Consider the following 15,824-nt stretch of genomic DNA (forward strand, 5'->3'; position numbering starts at 1 on the left):
TGTCCGATATCGTGAGCACATGCCTGCTCGCCCTGACACCGGCCCCGACTTCATCGAGGCGCTCGCCCGCGGCCTGGACGTGATCCGCGCGTTCCGGCCGTTGCGCCCGGTGATGACGCTCAGCGAGGTCGCGTCGGCCACCGGGCTCGCACGGCCGACCACGCGCCGCATCCTGCTCACGCTCGCCGAACTCGGGTACGTGCGGCAGAGCGAGGCCGGCTTCGCGCTCACGCCGCGGGTGCTCGACCTCGGCGTCGCGTACGTGCGGTCGATGGGCCTGTGGGACGTGGCCCGACCGCACATGGAACGGCTGTGCGCCCGCACCAACGAGTCCGTGTCGATCGCGCAGCTCGACGGGCCGGACATCATCTACGTCGCGAGGGTCGCCGTGCCGAAGATCGTCACGCTGTCCGTGCAGATCGGCACGCGGTTCCCGGCACTGCCGACCTCGCTGGGAAAGGTGCAGCTCGCCGCCCTCGCGCCGGACGAGCTGGAGGCCGTGCTGGCGCAGCCGACCCGGTCCGGCCTGATCTCGCGCTGGCAGCCGGACGTGGCCGAGCGCGACGCCGAGCTGCGCGACGTCCGGGCGCGCGGGTGGGCGCTGACCGACGAGCAGCTCGCGCTGGGCATCCGGTCGGTCGCGGCGCCGTTGCGCGACGGGAGCGGCAGGGTCGTGGCCGGGATCAACGTCAACTGCCACGCGTCCGAGACGTCGGTCGAGCACATGGTCGAGCACCACCTGCCGCTCCTGCTGCAGGTCGCGGGCGAGATCAGCGCCGACTTCGCGCGGCTCGGCACGGTGCCGCACGAGGTCGTCGCGTCCTGAGGGGTTGACCAGCGGCCGTCGACGGTTGACGATTCAACGGACACCTGTCCGTCAGACGGTCAAGGGAGTTCCCGATGAGTTCCGTCGTCCTGAGAAACGGCACTGTCCTGACCATGGACGGCCGCCAGCCGCTCGTCGACCACGACGTCCTCGTCGCCGGCGACCGCATCGCCGCGATCGGGCCGAGGCTGGAGGTGCCGGAGGGGACCGTCGAGGTCGACGCCACGAACGGCATCGTCATGCCGGGCATGATCGACACGCACCGGCACATGTGGCAGACCGCGATGCGCGGCTACGGCGCGGACTGGACGCTCACGCAGTACTTCGTCTGGTACTACCTGGAGTGGGGCAAGGTCTTCCGGCCGCAGGACATCCACGCGGGCAACCTCCTGGGCGCCGCCGAGGCGCTCGACGCCGGGGTCACCACGACCGTCGACTGGTCGCACGGCCTGCAGACCACCGAGCACGCCGACGCCGCCGTCGACGCGTTGCAGGCGGTGCCCGGGCGGTTCGTGCTGGCCTACGGCAACATCCAGGACAGCCCCGCCGCCTGGACCGCCACCCCGGAGTTCCGCGACTTCGTCTCCCGCCGCATCACCGGCGACGACATGCTGGGCTTCCAGCTCGCGTTCGACGTCACGGGCGACCCGTCGTTCCCCGAGAAGGCCGCCTTCGAGGTCGCCCGGGAGCTCGGCGTCCCCGTCACCACGCACGCCGGTGTGTGGGGCGCGACCAACGACGACGGCATCAGACTGATGTACGACAACGGCTTCATGACGCCGCAGTCGATCTACGTGCACGCGGCGACGTTGTCCGCCGACTCGTACCACCGCATCGCGGCGACCGGCGGCTCGATCTCCGTGTCGACCGAGAGCGAGCAGAGCGCGGGCCAGGGCTACCCGCCCACCTGGGCGATCCGCGAGCACGGCATCCCGGTGTCGCTGTCGATGGACACCTCGGTGTGGTGGAGCGGCGACCTGTTCTCGGCGATGCGAACGACGTTGGGCGCCGACCGATCGCGCGAACACATGGCCGCGCACGGCAACAACGACACCGTCACGCACTCGTCGCTGCGGGCCGAGCAGGTCGTGCAGTGGGCGACGATGGGCGGTGCTCGGGCGTTGGGACGCGACGCGGACCTCGGCAGCCTGGAGGTCGGCAAGAAGGCCGACATCGTGTTGCTGCGCAACGAGAACTCCCCCGCGATGTTCCCGATCCTCAACCCGTACGGGCACGTGGCGTTCCAGGCGCAACGGTCCGATGTGGACACGGTGATCGTCGACGGCCGGATCGTGAAGCGCGACCACAGGCTCGTCGGCGTCGACCTCGACTCCATCCGCGCCCAGGTGTCGGGCACCGTCGACCACCTGCGGGCGCAGCTCGGCGAGGAGGCGTGGGCGAAGGGCATGAACCCCGATGTCCCGGAGTCCAAGGTGCTGGACAACCCCTACACCTACACCGAGTACCGCGGCGACACCCGGACGTCCGTCTGATGGGCGGTCCACTCGAAGGCCTGCTCGTAGCCGACTTCTCGCGCGTGCTGGCGGGCCCGTACGCGACCATGCTGCTGGCCGACATGGGCGCCTCGGTCGTCAAGGTCGAGGGACCGGCCGGCGACGAGACGCGCACGTGGACGCCGCCCGTCCGCGACGACGTCTCCACCTACTACCTGGGCGTCAACCGGGGCAAGCGGTCGATCGCCCTCGACCTGCGCTCCGAGGACGACGCCGCGCTGGGACGGGAGCTCGCCCGGCGCGCCGACGTGGTGATCGAGAACTTCAAGCCCGGCGGCCTGGCCAAGTACGGGCTCGACCACGCCTCGGTCAGCGCGTCGAACCCGCGCGTCATCTACGCGTCGATCACGGGTTTCGGTTCCGGGGAGGGCAGGCACGTCCCCGGTTACGACCTGATGGTGCAGGCGATCTCCGGGCTGATGAGCCTGACCGGAGACCCGGACGGGCCGCCGTACCGCGCGGGCATCTCGGTGTTCGACGTGATGGCGGGCAACCACGCCGTGATCGGCGTCCTCGCCGCGCTGCGCCACCGCGACCAGACCGGGCAGGGCCAGCTCGTCGAGGTGAACCTGCTGTCGTCCGCGCTGACGGGACTGGTGAACCACAGCTCCGCGTTCGTGGCGGGGGACGTCGTGCCGTTCCGCATGGGCAACGCGCACCCCAGCGTGTTCCCCTACGAGCCGCTGCCGACCGCCGACAACGACCTGATCGTCGCGGCGGCCAACGACGGCCAGTTCCGGCGCCTGTGCGAGGTCCTGGAGTTGTCCGAGGTGCCGGACGACCCGCGGTTCGCCCGCAACGCCGACCGCACGCGCCACCGCGAGGAGCTGCGGCCGATCCTGGTGGAACGGCTGCGGGCCCGTGGCGCCGTCGAGTGGTTCGACCTGCTCGTCGCCGCCGGGGTGCCCTGCGGGCCGATCAACACGATCGACGGCGGGTTCGCCATGGCCGAACGGTTCGGGCTCGACCCCGTCGTGGTCGTCGGGGACGTGCCGACCACCCGGCACCCGATCCGCTTCTCGGAGACACCGGCGGTCTACCGGCTGCCGCCGCCCGAACTGGACGAGCACGGCGAGGAGCTGCGCACGTGGCTGGAGGAGGACCGTGACGGTCTATGAAACGGCGCTCGGCGCGTCCACGCCCGACACGATCACGTTGCTGGGGCAGGACCTCGCCCGTGACGTGATGGGCACCGTCGGGTTCGGTGAGCTGGCGTTCTGGCTCGCCACCCAGCGCAGGCCGAGCCCCGGCGAGACGCGGCTGTTCGAGGCGGTGCTGGCCGCCCTCGCCGACCACGGGTTCACACCGACCGCCATCGTCAGCCGCCTGACCTTCCTGTCGGCCCCCGACTCCGTGCAGGGCGCACTGGCGGCGGGGCTGCTCGGCGGCGGTTCGCGGTTCCTCGGCGTCACCGAGGACGCCGGCCGATTCCTCAACTCCGTGGTCAGCGCTCACGCGCCCCGGGAGGACTGGGACGCCCTCGCGCTGGAAACCGTTCGGGCGCAGGGGAAGGCCCGCATTCCCGGGCTCGGGCACCACGTGCACAAGAACGGCGACCCCCGCACGCCACGCCTGTTCGAGATCGCCGAGGAGGAAGGCCTGGTCGGGCCGCACCTCTCGCTGTTCGCCGCGATCGGGCGCGTTCACCCGCAGGTGCTCGGCAAGACGTTGCCGCTCAACGGTGCCGGCACGTGCGGCGCGGTGCTCGCCGACCTCGGCCTGCCGCTGGAGTTGTTGCGCGGCTTCGCGTTGCTCGCCCGCACCGCCGGCCTCATCGGGCAGCTCGCCGAGGAGCTGCGCAACCCCGTCGCCAACCAGATCTTCCTTTCCGTCGACACGAATACCAGGTCTGTCGCGCCTGTCGAGGAGTGAGCAATGCAGCTCGTCACCGAGGACAACATCACCGCGCTCGCGGAGCAGCGCTGGGCCACCGCGAAGGACCCGCGGACCGCGCAGCTCATGACCGCGCTCATCCGGCACCTGCACGGGTTCGCCCGCGAGGTGCGGCTCACCGAGGCCGAGTGGATGACCGCGGTTCAGTGGCTCACCGCGACCGGGCAGATCAGCGACTCCAAGCGCGAGGAGTTCATCCTCGCGTCGGACGTGCTCGGCCTGAGCATGCTGGTCGTGCAGATGAACCACCGCTTCGACGCGGGCGCGACACCGGCGACCGTGCTCGGGCCGTTCCACGTCGACGGCTCCCCCGAGCTCGGGTTCGGCGGTGACATGTCCGACGACGTCGACGGAACTCCGCTCTACCTCACCGGAACCGTGCGATCGCTGGACGGTGCGGCGGTGTCCGGGGCCGTGCTGGACGTGTGGCAGGCCGACGCCGAGGGCGCGTACGAGGCGCAGCTCGAAGTGGACGAGGCACGGCTGCGCGCGAAGTACCGGGCCGAGGCGGACGGCACCTACTGCGTCCGCACGATCACGCCGAAGGGGTACGCGATCCCGATGGACGGGCCGGTCGGCGCGTTGATCGAGCAGACCGAGATCAGCCACTTCCGGCCGGCGCACGTGCACTTCCTGCTCACCGCCGAGGGGTACGAACCGCTGATCACGCACCTGTTCGAGGAGGGCGCGGAGTACCTCGACAGCGACGTCGTGTTCGGCACCAAGCAGGAGCTCGTGGTCAGGTTCCAGCCGCGCGAGCCCGGTCCGACGCCGGACGGCGGCACGTCCGCGGTGCCGTGGGTGCTCGCCGAGTTCGACTTCGTGTTGCAACCGTGCGCGCCGCAGTAGTCGTTCGTCCCGGTCAGCCTCCGTCGCTCGTTGACCGGGACGAGCCCTTCGGCGAGGTCGTCGTGGACGTCCTCGCCGCGCCCATCACGCCTCTGGACCGCCTGTGCGCCAGCGGCACGTCCTACTTCGGCGTGCCCGCGACGCCCTACGTGCCCGGGGTGCAGGGGGTCGGGACCGTCGGCGGGCGGACGGTGTGGTTTCCCACCAGTGCCGGAATGGCACCCGGCGACGGGAGCATGGCCGCGAAGGCGGTGGCGCGGGAGGAGGACCTGGTGTTCCTGCCGGACGTCGACCCGGTCGTGATGGCGGCGCTCGGGTTGTCCGCCGTCGCCGCGCACATGGCGTTGAGCAGCCTGGCACCGGGCGAGACCGTGGTCGTGCTCGGTTGTGGCGCCGTCGGTCAGGCCGCGATCCAGCTCGCCCGGCTCGCCGGTGCCGGACGCGTGGTGGCCGCGGCGCGTTCGGCGGAAGCCCGTGCACGCGCGGTGCGGGCGGGAGCGGACGTCGTGGTGGCGCTGGAGGACGTGGCCGGCGCCGCCCAGGGCGCCGACCTGCTGATCGACCCGCTGTTCGGCGCTCCCGCCGCCGCGGCCGCCCAGGCGTTGCGGCCAGGTGGCCGGTGGGTGAACCTAGGCGGATCAGCCGGCGAGACGTCCCCGATCACGTCGGCCACGTTGCGCAGCAGGTCGTTGCGGTTGTCCGGCTACACCAACAACGAGCTGACCGGGCGGCAGCGGGCCGACGCCATCGCCGTGATCGCCCGGCACGCGGCCGATGGCGTGCTCACCGTCGACCACGAGGTGGTGCCGCTGGACGGCGTCACCGACGCGTGGGACCGCACCGCTCACGGCCGGGTCGTGCTGACCGTGTGAAGTCGCCGGGCTGATCATGGCGTGCCACCATGATCAGGTGGATCGACGCAGGTTTCTGAAGGTCGCGGGCCTCGCCGGTGCCGGTGCCGCACTCGCGGCCTGCACCTCCTCCCCCACTTCGCCCGTTCCGCCACCGTCCAGTTCGTCCGTTCCGAGTGGACCGCCCGACTGGACCGCCCTGCGCTCCCGGCTGTCCGGCAGACTCGTGCTGGCGGGCGACGACGGGTTCGCCTACCAGGGCTTCAACCCCGTGTGGGACGCCCGGAAACCCGCCGCCGTCGCCAAGGTCACCTCGGCGGCGGACGTGCAGGCCTGCGTCGAGGCGGTTCGCGGACGTGCGGCCGTCGCCGCCCGCAGCGGAGGTCACAGCTACGCCGGGTACTCGTCGCCGCCCGGCGGCCTGCAGGTCGACCTGCGCGGCATGGCCGGCATCGAGGTGTTGCCCGGTGACCAGGTGCGGATCGGGTCCGGCGCCGCCCTCGGTGACGTGTCGAGGACGCTGGTCGCGTCCGGGCGGTGCCTGCCGACCGGCACGTGCCCGTCCGTCGGGATCGCGGGCCTGACGCTCGGTGGCGGCATCGGCGTTCTCTCCCGCAAGTACGGGCTGACGTGCGACCACCTGGTGTCGGCGACGGTGGTCACGGCCTCCGGAGAACTGGTCACGACGTCGGCGCAGCAGGAGCCCGACCTGTTCTGGGCGTTGCGCGGCGGCGGTGGCGGCAACTTCGGGATCGTCACCGAGTTCGTGTTCTCCACGGTGCCCGCGCCGGACGTCACCGTGTTCTCGCTGTCGTACCCGGCCGGTGCCGCGGCGGACGCGCTCGGCGCGTGGCAGGCGTGGATCGCGAAGGCACCGAACGAACTCTGGTCGAACGTCGTGGTGCGCGGCGGCGCCCAGCCGAGCTGCCGGATCGGAGGGTGCTTCGTCGGCCCCACCGGTGCGCTCACCTCGCTGGTGAACCAGCTCCCGGCGCCGGCGCAGCGGTTCGTCCAGGCCCAGACCTACGCGGAGGCCACGCAGTACTTCGCGGGTGGCCCGATCACCCGCGAGTCGGCCGTGGCGTCGTCGCGCGTCGTGGGTGAGCCGATCAGCGACCCCGCGAAGGCCGTGGACCTGCTGGCGGGCCAGTCGGAGGAGACGTACCTGATGTTCGACGGGCTCCGCGGCGCGGTGGCCGACGCCGCGCCGGACGCGACCGCGTTCCCGCACCGCAAGGCTCTCGCGAACGTGCAGATCTACCTCAAGACGCCGCCCGAGGCCGCCGAACAGGCGCGCGGCACGCTGGCGACGATCCGCGACGGGCTCGGCGCGCTGGTCGGCGACGCCGGGTACGTCAACTACATCGACCCGCAGATGCCGCGGTGGGCGCAGGCGTACTACGGCGGCAACCTCGCCCGGCTGCAGGACGTCGCGGCCGAGTACGACCCTGATCACGTGTTCACCTTCGCGCAGGCGGTGTCCCGGTGACACCGGACCAGTGACGTCGTGACCGTTGGCGCACAACGATGGTGACGCCGCACGCGACACGTCCGGCACGGTGGACCGGGCCGGACGCCAGCGCGTGCGGCGCCGGATCAGGTTGCGTCCCGTGAGCAGGCGGGACGCCGCCTGAGTCAGGGGATGCGTGCGCCCACCGCGGCGAGCGCACGGGTGACGGGCTGGAAGAACGTCACGCCGCCGCTGCGGCAGTCGCCACTGCCGCCCGAGGTCAGGCCGATCGCGTTGCCGTTGACGGTGAAGAGCGGGCCGCCGCTGTCGCCGCCCTCCGCGCACACGGTCGTCTGGATGAGACCGGTGACGCGTCCCTCCGGGTAGTTCACGGTGGCGTTGAGACCGGTGACACGACCGGCGCGCAGTCCTGTCGTGCTGCCCATGCGCTGGACCTGCGTGCCGACCCGGGCCTCGGCGGCGCGCTGGATCCGCACCTTGCGGCCGTTGCCGGTGTCGACCTCGCTGGGCGCGTCGGTGTTGCGGTTGTTGTAGGTGAGCAGGGCGAAGTCGCCGTTGCCCGGGAACGTCGAGCGCGCGACGGTGGCTGCGGCGCGACCACCCGGTGTGAGGGAGAACTGCCTGCCCGCGGCCGTGCAGTGGCCTGCGGTGAGGATGCCGGGACGGCCGTCGTCCGTGACGACGTTGAAGCCGAGCGAACAGCGGCTGCCGCCGGCGAAGATCCCGTCGCCGCCCTCGGCGAACAGCCTGAACGTGCCCGCGGTGCGTTGCAGCCTCACCCCGGCGCCCATGCCCTTCACCGTGGACACCAGGTTGTCCCACTTGGCGCCGGTCACGGTGCTGTCGGCGGTGACGAGGACCTCGTTCGTCGACGGGTTGACGGCCCACGCGGTGCCCGGCGCGGAAGCCTTCTCCCGCAACGTCTCGGTGGCCTGCGCGGGGGCCGTGCGCACCTCCGGTGCCGCCTGGCTCGCGGTGAACGTCGAGGCGGTGATCGCCACGGCGACGAGTCCGATGGCGCCCGCGATCACCTTGACCCGGCGGTTGTCGTCGTGGTGCTTGCCCATGTGGCGCCCTCTCGTTACCGGATTGAGATCCGCTCCTGTCTGGGTGTACGTACGGCGAGGCGCTCCGGTTTAGGTGAATCGCCGGAACAGGAATGATCGACGACCCGCCTGCGGATGTCCTCTTAGGACACACAGGTCAAGATGGGGGCATGAACTCGCTGTTGCTCGCCGCCGCGTTCGCCATGGTCGTCAGATCGCTGGCGGCGAACCGGCTGGACCGCTGGAACCTCGGCGCGCCGCTCGTGATGGTGCTGGCCGGGGTCGCGGTCGGCCTGTTCGAACCGAACGCCATCGCGGAGGGCCTCAACACCGAGTCGGTGCAGCACGCGGCCGAGATCATCCTCGCGGTGCTGCTGTTCGTCGACGCCACGGAGGTCCGCGCGGGCCGGCTGTGGGGCGCCTATCCCGGCCTCGTGGCGCGGGTGCTGCTCGTGGCCATGCCGGTGAGCATCGCGGTGGCCGCGCTGCTGGGCTGGCTGCTGTTCCCCGCCCTGCCGTGGGCGGTGCTGCTGCTGGTCGCGTGCGTGACGGTGCCGACCGACTTCGCCCCGGCGGAACGGCTGGTGCGCGATCCGGGGCTGTCGGTGCGGGTGCGCGGCACGCTGAACGTCGAGAGCGGCTACAACGACGGCATCGTGTCGCCGCTGTTCCTGTTCGCGCTGATCCTGGCCGGGGACCACACCCAGGAACGCACGCCGCTGGAGGCGCTGGGCACGGTGCTGCCGTTCGCGGTGAAGGCCCTGGTCGTCGGTGTGGTGATCGGCGCTCTGCTGGGCTGGCTGATGGACCGGGCCCACCAGGCGGGCTGGGTGAGCGACCAGTCCGCGCGCGTCGCCGTGCTGCTGGCGCCGCTGCTCACCTTCACCGCGACGGTCGCGATCGACGGCAACGGCTTCGTCGCCTCGTTCGTCTGCGGCATCGCCTTCCGGTACGTGCACCGGCTGCTCAAAGCCCGCCGGGTCCACACCGGCCGGGCCGAGGCGCGCACGGACGCGCTGAACACCGACCTGCACCTGCTCGAGGACGTCACCGGGCTGCTGACGATGACCATGTGGTTCGTGGTCGGCATCGCGGCGGTGCTCACGTTCTACCTGGGCGTCTCGTGGCAGGTCCTGCTCTTCTGCGCGGCCGTGCTCACCGTGGTCCGCCTCGGGCCCGTGTTCCTCGCCCTCACCGGCTCGCGGATGCCCCGGCGCGAACGCCTGCTCGTCGGGGCGCTGGGGCCGCGCGGCACGACCACGATCGTGTTCGGCCTGCTGGCCTTCAACCGGCTGCCGGAGGGCGACGCCGCCGACACGATCCTGACGATCACCGTGGTCTGCGTGCTGGGCAGCGTCGCCCTGCACGGCGTGGGGGCAGCGCCGTTTCAGAGGCTCTTGGCGAAGTGGAACGCGGGGATCACGAAGCCCGACGCCAGGTAGAGGCGGTGCGCGTCGTGCCTCGGCGTCCCGGAGTCGAGGTGCACGCCCGCGCAGCCCAGGCGGCGGGCTTCCTCGTCGACCCACCGCAGCAGGGCGCCCGCGTGGCCCCGACCGCGAGCGGACGGCAGCGTGCTCAGGTCGTCGATGTAGAGGTGCGGCCCGGCGTAGAGGTTGGTCATGTGCCGGAATCCGGCCAACGAGACGAGACGGTCCGTCTCGTCGTAGGCGACGACGAGCCGGTAGCCCTCCCGCCGCTGGGCACGGACGAGCTCGGCGAACTCGCCGGCGTCGGTGAGGTGCGGGCGGAGTTCGCGCATCACGTCGAACGCCAGGGCGGTGTCCCCGCCATCCAGTTCGGCGATGGTGCGGGTGATGGTGTCGCGTGTGGTCACGGTGACGATGTTCGCCGAACAAGTGGCCTCTCAGAATACCCAGTGCAGGTATAAACCAAGAGGCCACTTCCCGAAGCCGGCGGACCTACGGGGCCAGGTTGACGCCCCACGTGTCGATCCTGCCGACATCGGACGGCCCGAGGTCCTGGACGCGGAGCTTCCACGTGCCGTTCGCGGTCTCGCCCGACACGTTGGCCGTGAAGGTGCGGTCGATGTCGTCCGCGGAACCGCCGGAGCGGTTGTGCAGCGTGTACGACGTGCCGTCCGGTGCGATCAGGGCCACCGTCAGGTCACCGACGTACGGGTGCACGATCCGCACCGTCACCACCGAAGCGGCGGACGGAGTGGAGGAACACCCGGAGATCACGACGTCGCTGTTGACCGCCGCACCCGCGTCCGGGATGGCGACGTCGTTGGGGTTGGTGCCGGAGCAACTGCCGCCACCGCCGCCCGTGACGGTCAGCGAGTAGGTGGCCGTGCGGCTGGCCGAACCGGCAGCCGTGACCGTCACCGGGTAGGTGCCCGCCGCGACGGACGCCGTGGTGCTGATGGTGAGCGTCGAGCTCGATCCCGTTTGGACGGACGCGGGGCTGAACGAGGCCGTTGCGCCGGAAGGAAGCCCGGACGCGGACAGCTGCACGGTCTGCGGGTCGCCGCTGACCGTCGCGGTGCCGACCGTGGCCGAGACCGACGAGCCCGCCGCCACCGAACCGGACGCCGGTGACACCGACACGGAGAAGTCCGCGCCCGGCGTACCGGTACCGACAGCCGACTTCCACACGGTGTAGGCGATGCCGTCGACGGCGCGGTTGAGGTGCGTGTCGCTGATGTTCGCGGTGGTGTCGCAGGACGCGTGGTAGCAGGGGTCGAACGCGCCGCCCGAGGTGCCGCCCCACTTCGTCGCCTGCGCCGCGGTCTTGCGGGCGCTCGCACCCATGGCGTAACCGGACGCCGGGATGCCCGCGTTGGTGAAGGACGCGTCGTCGGAACGGTTGCGGCCCTCGGTGTTCTCCTCCGGCTGCAGACCCAGGGAGTCCCAGTACGCCTTCATGTGCGTGGACTGCGCCGAGGTGATGTTGTTGATGAAGTAGCCGCCGTTGACCGAGCCCACCATGTCGAAGTTGTGGTAGGTCTTGATCTTCGTGCGCTCGGTGGACGGGAGCTGCGAGACGTAGAAGCGCGAGCCGTTGAGGCCCTGCTCCTCGTCGGTCCACCAGCCGAAGCGGACCTTGTTCAGCATCGACGGGTTGCGCTGGGCGAGCACGAGCGCGGTCTCCAGCAACGCCGACGAGCCCGAGGCGTTGTCGTTGATGCCGGCGCCCGCGGACACGCCGTCGAGGTGGGCACCGAACATGTAGACGTTGTTCGCGTTGCCACCGGGCCATTCCGCGATCACGTTCGGACCGGCGCCGGTGGTGCAGCCCGAGGTGCAGGGCTGCTCGGTGACGGTGTAGCCCGCCGCGGTGAGCTTGTCCTTCACGTACGTCACCGACGCGCGGTAGCCGGCCGAGGTCGAACGCCGGTTGCCGCCGTTCTGCGAGGCGATCGTGCCGAACGCGGTCAGGTGCGCCTTGACCGCGTTGATGTCGATGTCCGGGATCTGCGGGCCGGTGCCGCCGGTGACCGTCAGCGTGTAGGTCGCGGTCTTGGTCGAGCCGCCCGCGGCCCGCACGGTGATCGGGTAGGTGCCCGACGAGATCGACGCCGTGGTGCTGATCGACAGCGTGGAGTTCGTGCCCGTCGTGACGGACGAGGGGCTGAACGACGCGGTGGCGCCGGAGGGCAGGCCGGTCGCGGTCAACGCGACGGTCTGAGCCTGGCCCGCGGTGGTCTGGGTCTGGACGGTCGTCGAGGCCGTGGAGCCCGCCGCCACCGAACCGGAGGCGGGCGAGACGGCGACGGAGAAGTCGTTCGCCGGGGTCGAGCCGCCGAGGTTCAGCGACCACGTGTCGATCCGGCCGACGTCGTTGTTCGCGTTGTCGTTGACCCGCAGCTTCCACGTGCCGTTCGAGGTCTCGCCCGACAGGTCGACGGTGTAGGTCTGGTCGATGTTGTCCGCGGAACCGCCGGAGCGGTTGTGCAGGACGTAGGCGGAGCCGTCCGGGGCGACCAGGCTGACCTGGAGGTCACCGACGTAGGTGTGCACGATCTTCACCGGCACCGTGGCGGTGGCCGACGGGACCGAGGCGCACTCGCTGATGGCGATCGGCGACTCGACGGTCGTGTTGTCGCCGATCGTCACGTCGCTGTCGTTGGTGCCGGAGCACCCGGCCAGCGCGGCGGGTGCGGCCGATGCAGGGACGGCCAGCGCTGCCACGGTCATCGACACCAGTGCTGTGGCGAGCAGAGATCTTCTTCTTCGCACAGTCGGGCTCCTTCGCAGGGATGCAGGGTCACGCGACCGTAGCCGTCGAAGTCACGGCCGACATCCGGCCTTTCGGATGGTTGTCGTCACGATTGAGCTGCGTCGATCCGCCGATGTCCGATTTCACTTTTAAGTCACGGCTTCCGTTGCGCCATCAGAGGGATAGCGTCGAGAACCCGGCAGGAAGGAGACATCGATGTCGCTCTCCCCAGACACGCCTCCCGGCTTCGCGGACACCCTGCGCGAGGCCGTCGCGGCACGCGGCCTGTCCCTGGAACGGATCCGCGACCACCTCGCCCGCCGCGGGGTGTCGGTCAGCCTCGCGACGCTGAGCTACTGGCAGACGGGTCGCAGCCGTCCAGAACGCCGTGCGTCGCTCACGGCCGTCGGTCATCTCGAAGAAGTGCTGGCGCTCGAACCCGGTGCGTTGTCGGAGCTCCTGGGGCCCGCCCAGCGCGGAGGCCGGCGTCAGAGCACCATCAGCGCGTTCTGGCCGGTGCCGTCGGTGATAGACGACGTTGTCGGCGGGGTCGACACGCGCTGGGACTCGCGGCTGACCCGGATCAGCCAGCACGACCGCGTGACGGTCGGACCGGAGCGCGGCGAACGGTCCTACGTGTCGCGGCAGGTGCTGCGGGCCGAGGAGGACGGACCGGACCGGTGGGTGGTGATCCTGCACCTCGACGAGCACGACCGGCCGTTGCCGTCGATCAGGCCGCTGCACAACTGCCGGCTCGGACGCGTCGTGACCCGGCCTTCCGAGGGACTTCTCGTGGCGGAGCTGATGTTCCGGACGCCGTTGCGCCGGGGTCAGACCGTGATCACCGAGCACGAGCTGGTCAACCAGGCGCCATACCCGCCGGCCACCAACTACTCCCGCAAGTTCCGCCGGCCGGTGCACGAGTACGTCCTCGAGGTCACCTTCGACGCCCTGGCCTTGCCCCGCACCTGCCGCCGGGTCGTGCGGGACGCGGACGGTGGGCGGCAGTCGTTCGGCGTCCGGCTGGACGAGGGGAACTCGGTGCTGGGCGTCGCCCTGAAGTTCGGGCCCGGTTGCTACGGGTTCGAGTGGACCTGGTGAGCGGCTGACCGCCCACCAGGTCCGCTCTCCTCCTCAGACCGTGAGCGACCAGCTGCTCAGGACGCCCGTGTCACCGGGACCGTTGTCCCCGATGCGCAGCGTCCAGGTGCCGCTCGCGGTCTCCCCTGCACCGGGGACCACGGTGAACGTCTTGCCCGCCGGGAACGGGTGGCAGCTGTAGCCGCCGCCGGGCGTGCGCATCAGCGCGTACGCGCGGCCGCTCGGGGCGACGAGCGTGACGTTCAGGTCTTCCAGGCACGTGTGGGTGGCCTCCACCTTGACCGTGACGGGGTTCTTGGCGGGGCCGGTGGCGGTGGATCGCACCGCGCTGACGGCCACCTGGAAGTCGCGGATCGGGTAGTCCGTGTCGTTGGTGAACGTGCGGCCGCCGGTGTTGCCGGACGACGTGCGCGCGTTGACCTCCGCCGACTGCTTCGACTGGTTTCCGGCCGCGTCCACCGCACGGATGGAGAACGTGTACGCGGTGTCGGCGTTCAGTCCGGTCACGGTCGCGGTGGTGCCCGTGACCGTCGTGGCGACCGTGCTGCCGTTGAGCACCTCGTAGCCCGTCACGCCGACGTTGTCGGCCGACGCGTTCCAGGCCAGCGAGACGCTCGACGCCGTGACGCCGGTCGACCGGAGGTTGTCCGGCGCGGTCGGCGGTTCCTCGTCCGCGGTACCCGGCTGGGTGCGGGCGGTGACGGCCGCGCTGGCCGCCGATGCGTTGCCGGCGGCGTCCTTGGCCTTGATGGTGAACGTGTAGTCGTTGTCCGCCTTGAGACCGCTCACGGTCGCCGTGGTGCCGGTGACGGTGGTGGCGAGCGTGCCGCCGTTGTAGACGTCGTAGCCCGTCACGCCGACGTTGTCCGTCGAGGCGTCCCACGCCAGCGAGACGCTCGACGCGGTGGTGCCGGTCGAGCGCGCGTTGCCGGGGACGCTGGGCGCGGCGGTGTCGTCCGAGCCCCCGGTGACGAGGGTCAGGTTCCACTTGCGCAGGGCCTCGTTGACCGGCTGGAAGATCGACAGGTCGGCGTCGTTGGTCGGGTTCTGCACGCACTGCGACGGGCCGCCGTCGTGCAGGCCGACCGCCTTGTCGCCGAGCAGCCACGCGCCGCCGGAGTCGCCGCCCTTGGAGCACGCGGTCGTCCAGGTGAGCCCCTCGATCACCAGGCCGCCGCCGTAGTCCACGGCCTTGTTCGTGTACTTGACCTCGCCGCACTGCCACTTCGAGGTGTTGCCCGAGTGGCAGACGCGGTCGCCGACCATCGCCTCGGCCGAGCCGGTCACCGTGATCGCGGGCTGGCCCCAGGTGTTGACCGCCGCGGACAGGTTCCAGCCGGCCTCGGTCACCGCGACCACGCCCATGTCGCCCTCGCGGGCGTTCACGCTGCGCGAGCCGCCGACGTTCGAGGTGCCGATCCTGTTCTGCTGCCCGGACTGCCCGTACGCGGCCTGGTTGGCGTCGTTGGTGCAGTGCCCGGCGGTGAGGAAGTGCTTGCCGCCGTTGGCGTCCGTCGCGGCGAACCCGACCGAGCAGTACGTCTCCGACCCCGGCCACCACGGGCTGCCGGCCTGCACGGTGCCGGCCTGCTGCCGTTGCTGGGACTTGGTCTCCGAGACGTGGACACCGTCGCCGAGTGCGCGCGCCTTCTCCAGGAACCGTTCCGTGGCTTCGGTTTCGCGGGTGGTGTTGACCGTGACGTCGACCTGGTTGTCCCGCACGTCGACACCCCAGCTGTACACGCCGGGCACGCCGTCGCCGATCAGCTTCTTGACGTCGCCGAGCAGCTTTTCCAAGTCGGCGGCACTGCGTCGCACCACCACGGCGTTGATGCCCTCGGCACGTGCCTGGCGTGCGGCTTGCTCGTCCGGGACGGCGACGGTGAGCTTGCCCGCAGCCGAGTCGAACCAGTGGCCGGCGAGCCGGCCGCGCAGGTCCTGCGACAGGCCCTTGAACCGCTGGTGTGCCTCGTTCTGCTGCTGGGAGCCGACGTCCGGCTGGACGGCGGCTGCCGCGCCCGGAACGACCGTGAACGCACCGAGCGCCAGGACCGATCCGCACGCGGCAGCGATGATTTTGCTGCGCATTCGCAT

Annotated in this window: 13 protein-coding genes; 9 read left to right on the forward strand and 4 right to left on the reverse strand. The window is 71.1% G+C overall.

Going from position 1 to position 15,824, the window contains the following annotated elements; genetic code table 11:
- The first annotated feature begins 19 nt into the window (after positions 1-19).
- The 7 genes from DFR72_RS27800 to DFR72_RS27830 all read left to right on the forward strand — a co-directional run bounded on the left by DFR72_RS27800 (position 20) and on the right by DFR72_RS27830 (position 7,422).
- Positions 20-826, forward strand: coding sequence for an IclR family transcriptional regulator domain-containing protein (locus tag DFR72_RS27800; RefSeq protein WP_090063487.1), 807 nt, complete (start codon positions 20-22; stop codon positions 824-826).
- Between the two features lie 74 nt (positions 827-900).
- Complete coding sequence (locus tag DFR72_RS27805; protein WP_090063488.1) at positions 901-2,319, forward strand: amidohydrolase family protein; 1,419 nt, start codon at positions 901-903, stop codon at positions 2,317-2,319.
- Positions 2,319-3,458 (forward strand): CaiB/BaiF CoA transferase family protein, encoded by a 1,140-nt coding sequence (locus DFR72_RS27810; protein WP_090063489.1) that lies wholly within the window; start codon positions 2,319-2,321, stop codon positions 3,456-3,458. Before DFR72_RS27805 ends, DFR72_RS27810 begins: the two co-directional genes overlap by 1 nt.
- Complete coding sequence (locus DFR72_RS27815; protein WP_090003909.1) at positions 3,445-4,212, forward strand: citryl-CoA lyase; 768 nt, start codon at positions 3,445-3,447, stop codon at positions 4,210-4,212. Before DFR72_RS27810 ends, DFR72_RS27815 begins: the two co-directional genes overlap by 14 nt.
- 3 nt (positions 4,213-4,215) lie before the next feature.
- Positions 4,216-5,082, forward strand: coding sequence for a dioxygenase family protein (locus DFR72_RS27820; protein WP_090063490.1), 867 nt, complete (start codon positions 4,216-4,218; stop codon positions 5,080-5,082).
- Positions 5,067-5,954 carry a quinone oxidoreductase family protein gene (locus DFR72_RS27825; RefSeq protein WP_090063491.1) on the forward strand — a complete coding sequence of 296 codons (888 nt, stop codon included), beginning with the start codon at positions 5,067-5,069 and terminating at the stop codon, positions 5,952-5,954. The genes DFR72_RS27820 and DFR72_RS27825 overlap by 16 nt, the downstream gene beginning before the upstream one ends.
- Before the next feature lie 37 nt (positions 5,955-5,991).
- Positions 5,992-7,422 carry an FAD-binding oxidoreductase gene (locus DFR72_RS27830; protein WP_245983553.1) on the forward strand — a complete coding sequence of 477 codons (1,431 nt, stop codon included), beginning with the start codon at positions 5,992-5,994 and terminating at the stop codon, positions 7,420-7,422.
- Between the two features lie 146 nt (positions 7,423-7,568).
- On the opposite strand, the gene DFR72_RS27835 is transcribed toward DFR72_RS27830, so the two are convergent.
- A complete protein-coding gene (locus tag DFR72_RS27835; RefSeq protein WP_090063493.1) occupies positions 7,569-8,471 on the reverse strand; it encodes a S1 family peptidase in 903 nt (300 codons plus the stop codon).
- A gap of 149 nt (positions 8,472-8,620) precedes the next feature.
- Here DFR72_RS27835 and DFR72_RS27840 point away from each other — a divergent pair, with 149 nt between their 5' ends.
- On the forward strand, positions 8,621-9,892 hold the full coding sequence (locus tag DFR72_RS27840; RefSeq protein WP_090063494.1) for a cation:proton antiporter: 1,272 nt from the start codon (positions 8,621-8,623) through the stop codon (positions 9,890-9,892).
- Here the strand turns inward: DFR72_RS27840 and DFR72_RS27845 are convergent.
- A complete protein-coding gene (locus tag DFR72_RS27845; protein ID WP_245983554.1) occupies positions 9,838-10,284 on the reverse strand; it encodes a GNAT family N-acetyltransferase in 447 nt (148 codons plus the stop codon). The two genes, DFR72_RS27840 and DFR72_RS27845, sit on opposite strands and share 55 nt — an antisense overlap.
- Before the next feature lie 85 nt (positions 10,285-10,369).
- On the reverse strand, positions 10,370-12,649 hold the full coding sequence (locus DFR72_RS27850) for a proprotein convertase P-domain-containing protein (protein WP_211335552.1): 2,280 nt from the start codon (positions 12,647-12,649) through the stop codon (positions 10,370-10,372).
- Positions 12,650-12,845: 196 nt separating this feature from the next.
- On the opposite strand from DFR72_RS27850, the gene DFR72_RS27855 reads away from it, so the two are divergent.
- Entirely contained in the window at positions 12,846-13,730 is an 885-nt protein-coding gene (locus DFR72_RS27855; RefSeq protein ID WP_090063495.1) for a helix-turn-helix domain-containing protein, read from the forward strand.
- Between the two features lie 33 nt (positions 13,731-13,763).
- Here the strand turns inward: DFR72_RS27855 and DFR72_RS27860 are convergent, their stop codons facing one another.
- Positions 13,764-15,818: a fibronectin type III domain-containing protein gene (locus DFR72_RS27860; RefSeq protein WP_177224490.1), complete on the reverse strand. Its 2,055-nt coding sequence runs from the start codon at positions 15,816-15,818 to the stop codon at positions 13,764-13,766.
- Positions 15,819-15,824: the final 6 nt, after the last annotated feature.

The organism is Lentzea flaviverrucosa (assembly GCF_003350445.1).
GTDB lineage: Bacteria > Actinomycetota > Actinomycetes > Mycobacteriales > Pseudonocardiaceae > Lentzea > Lentzea californiensis.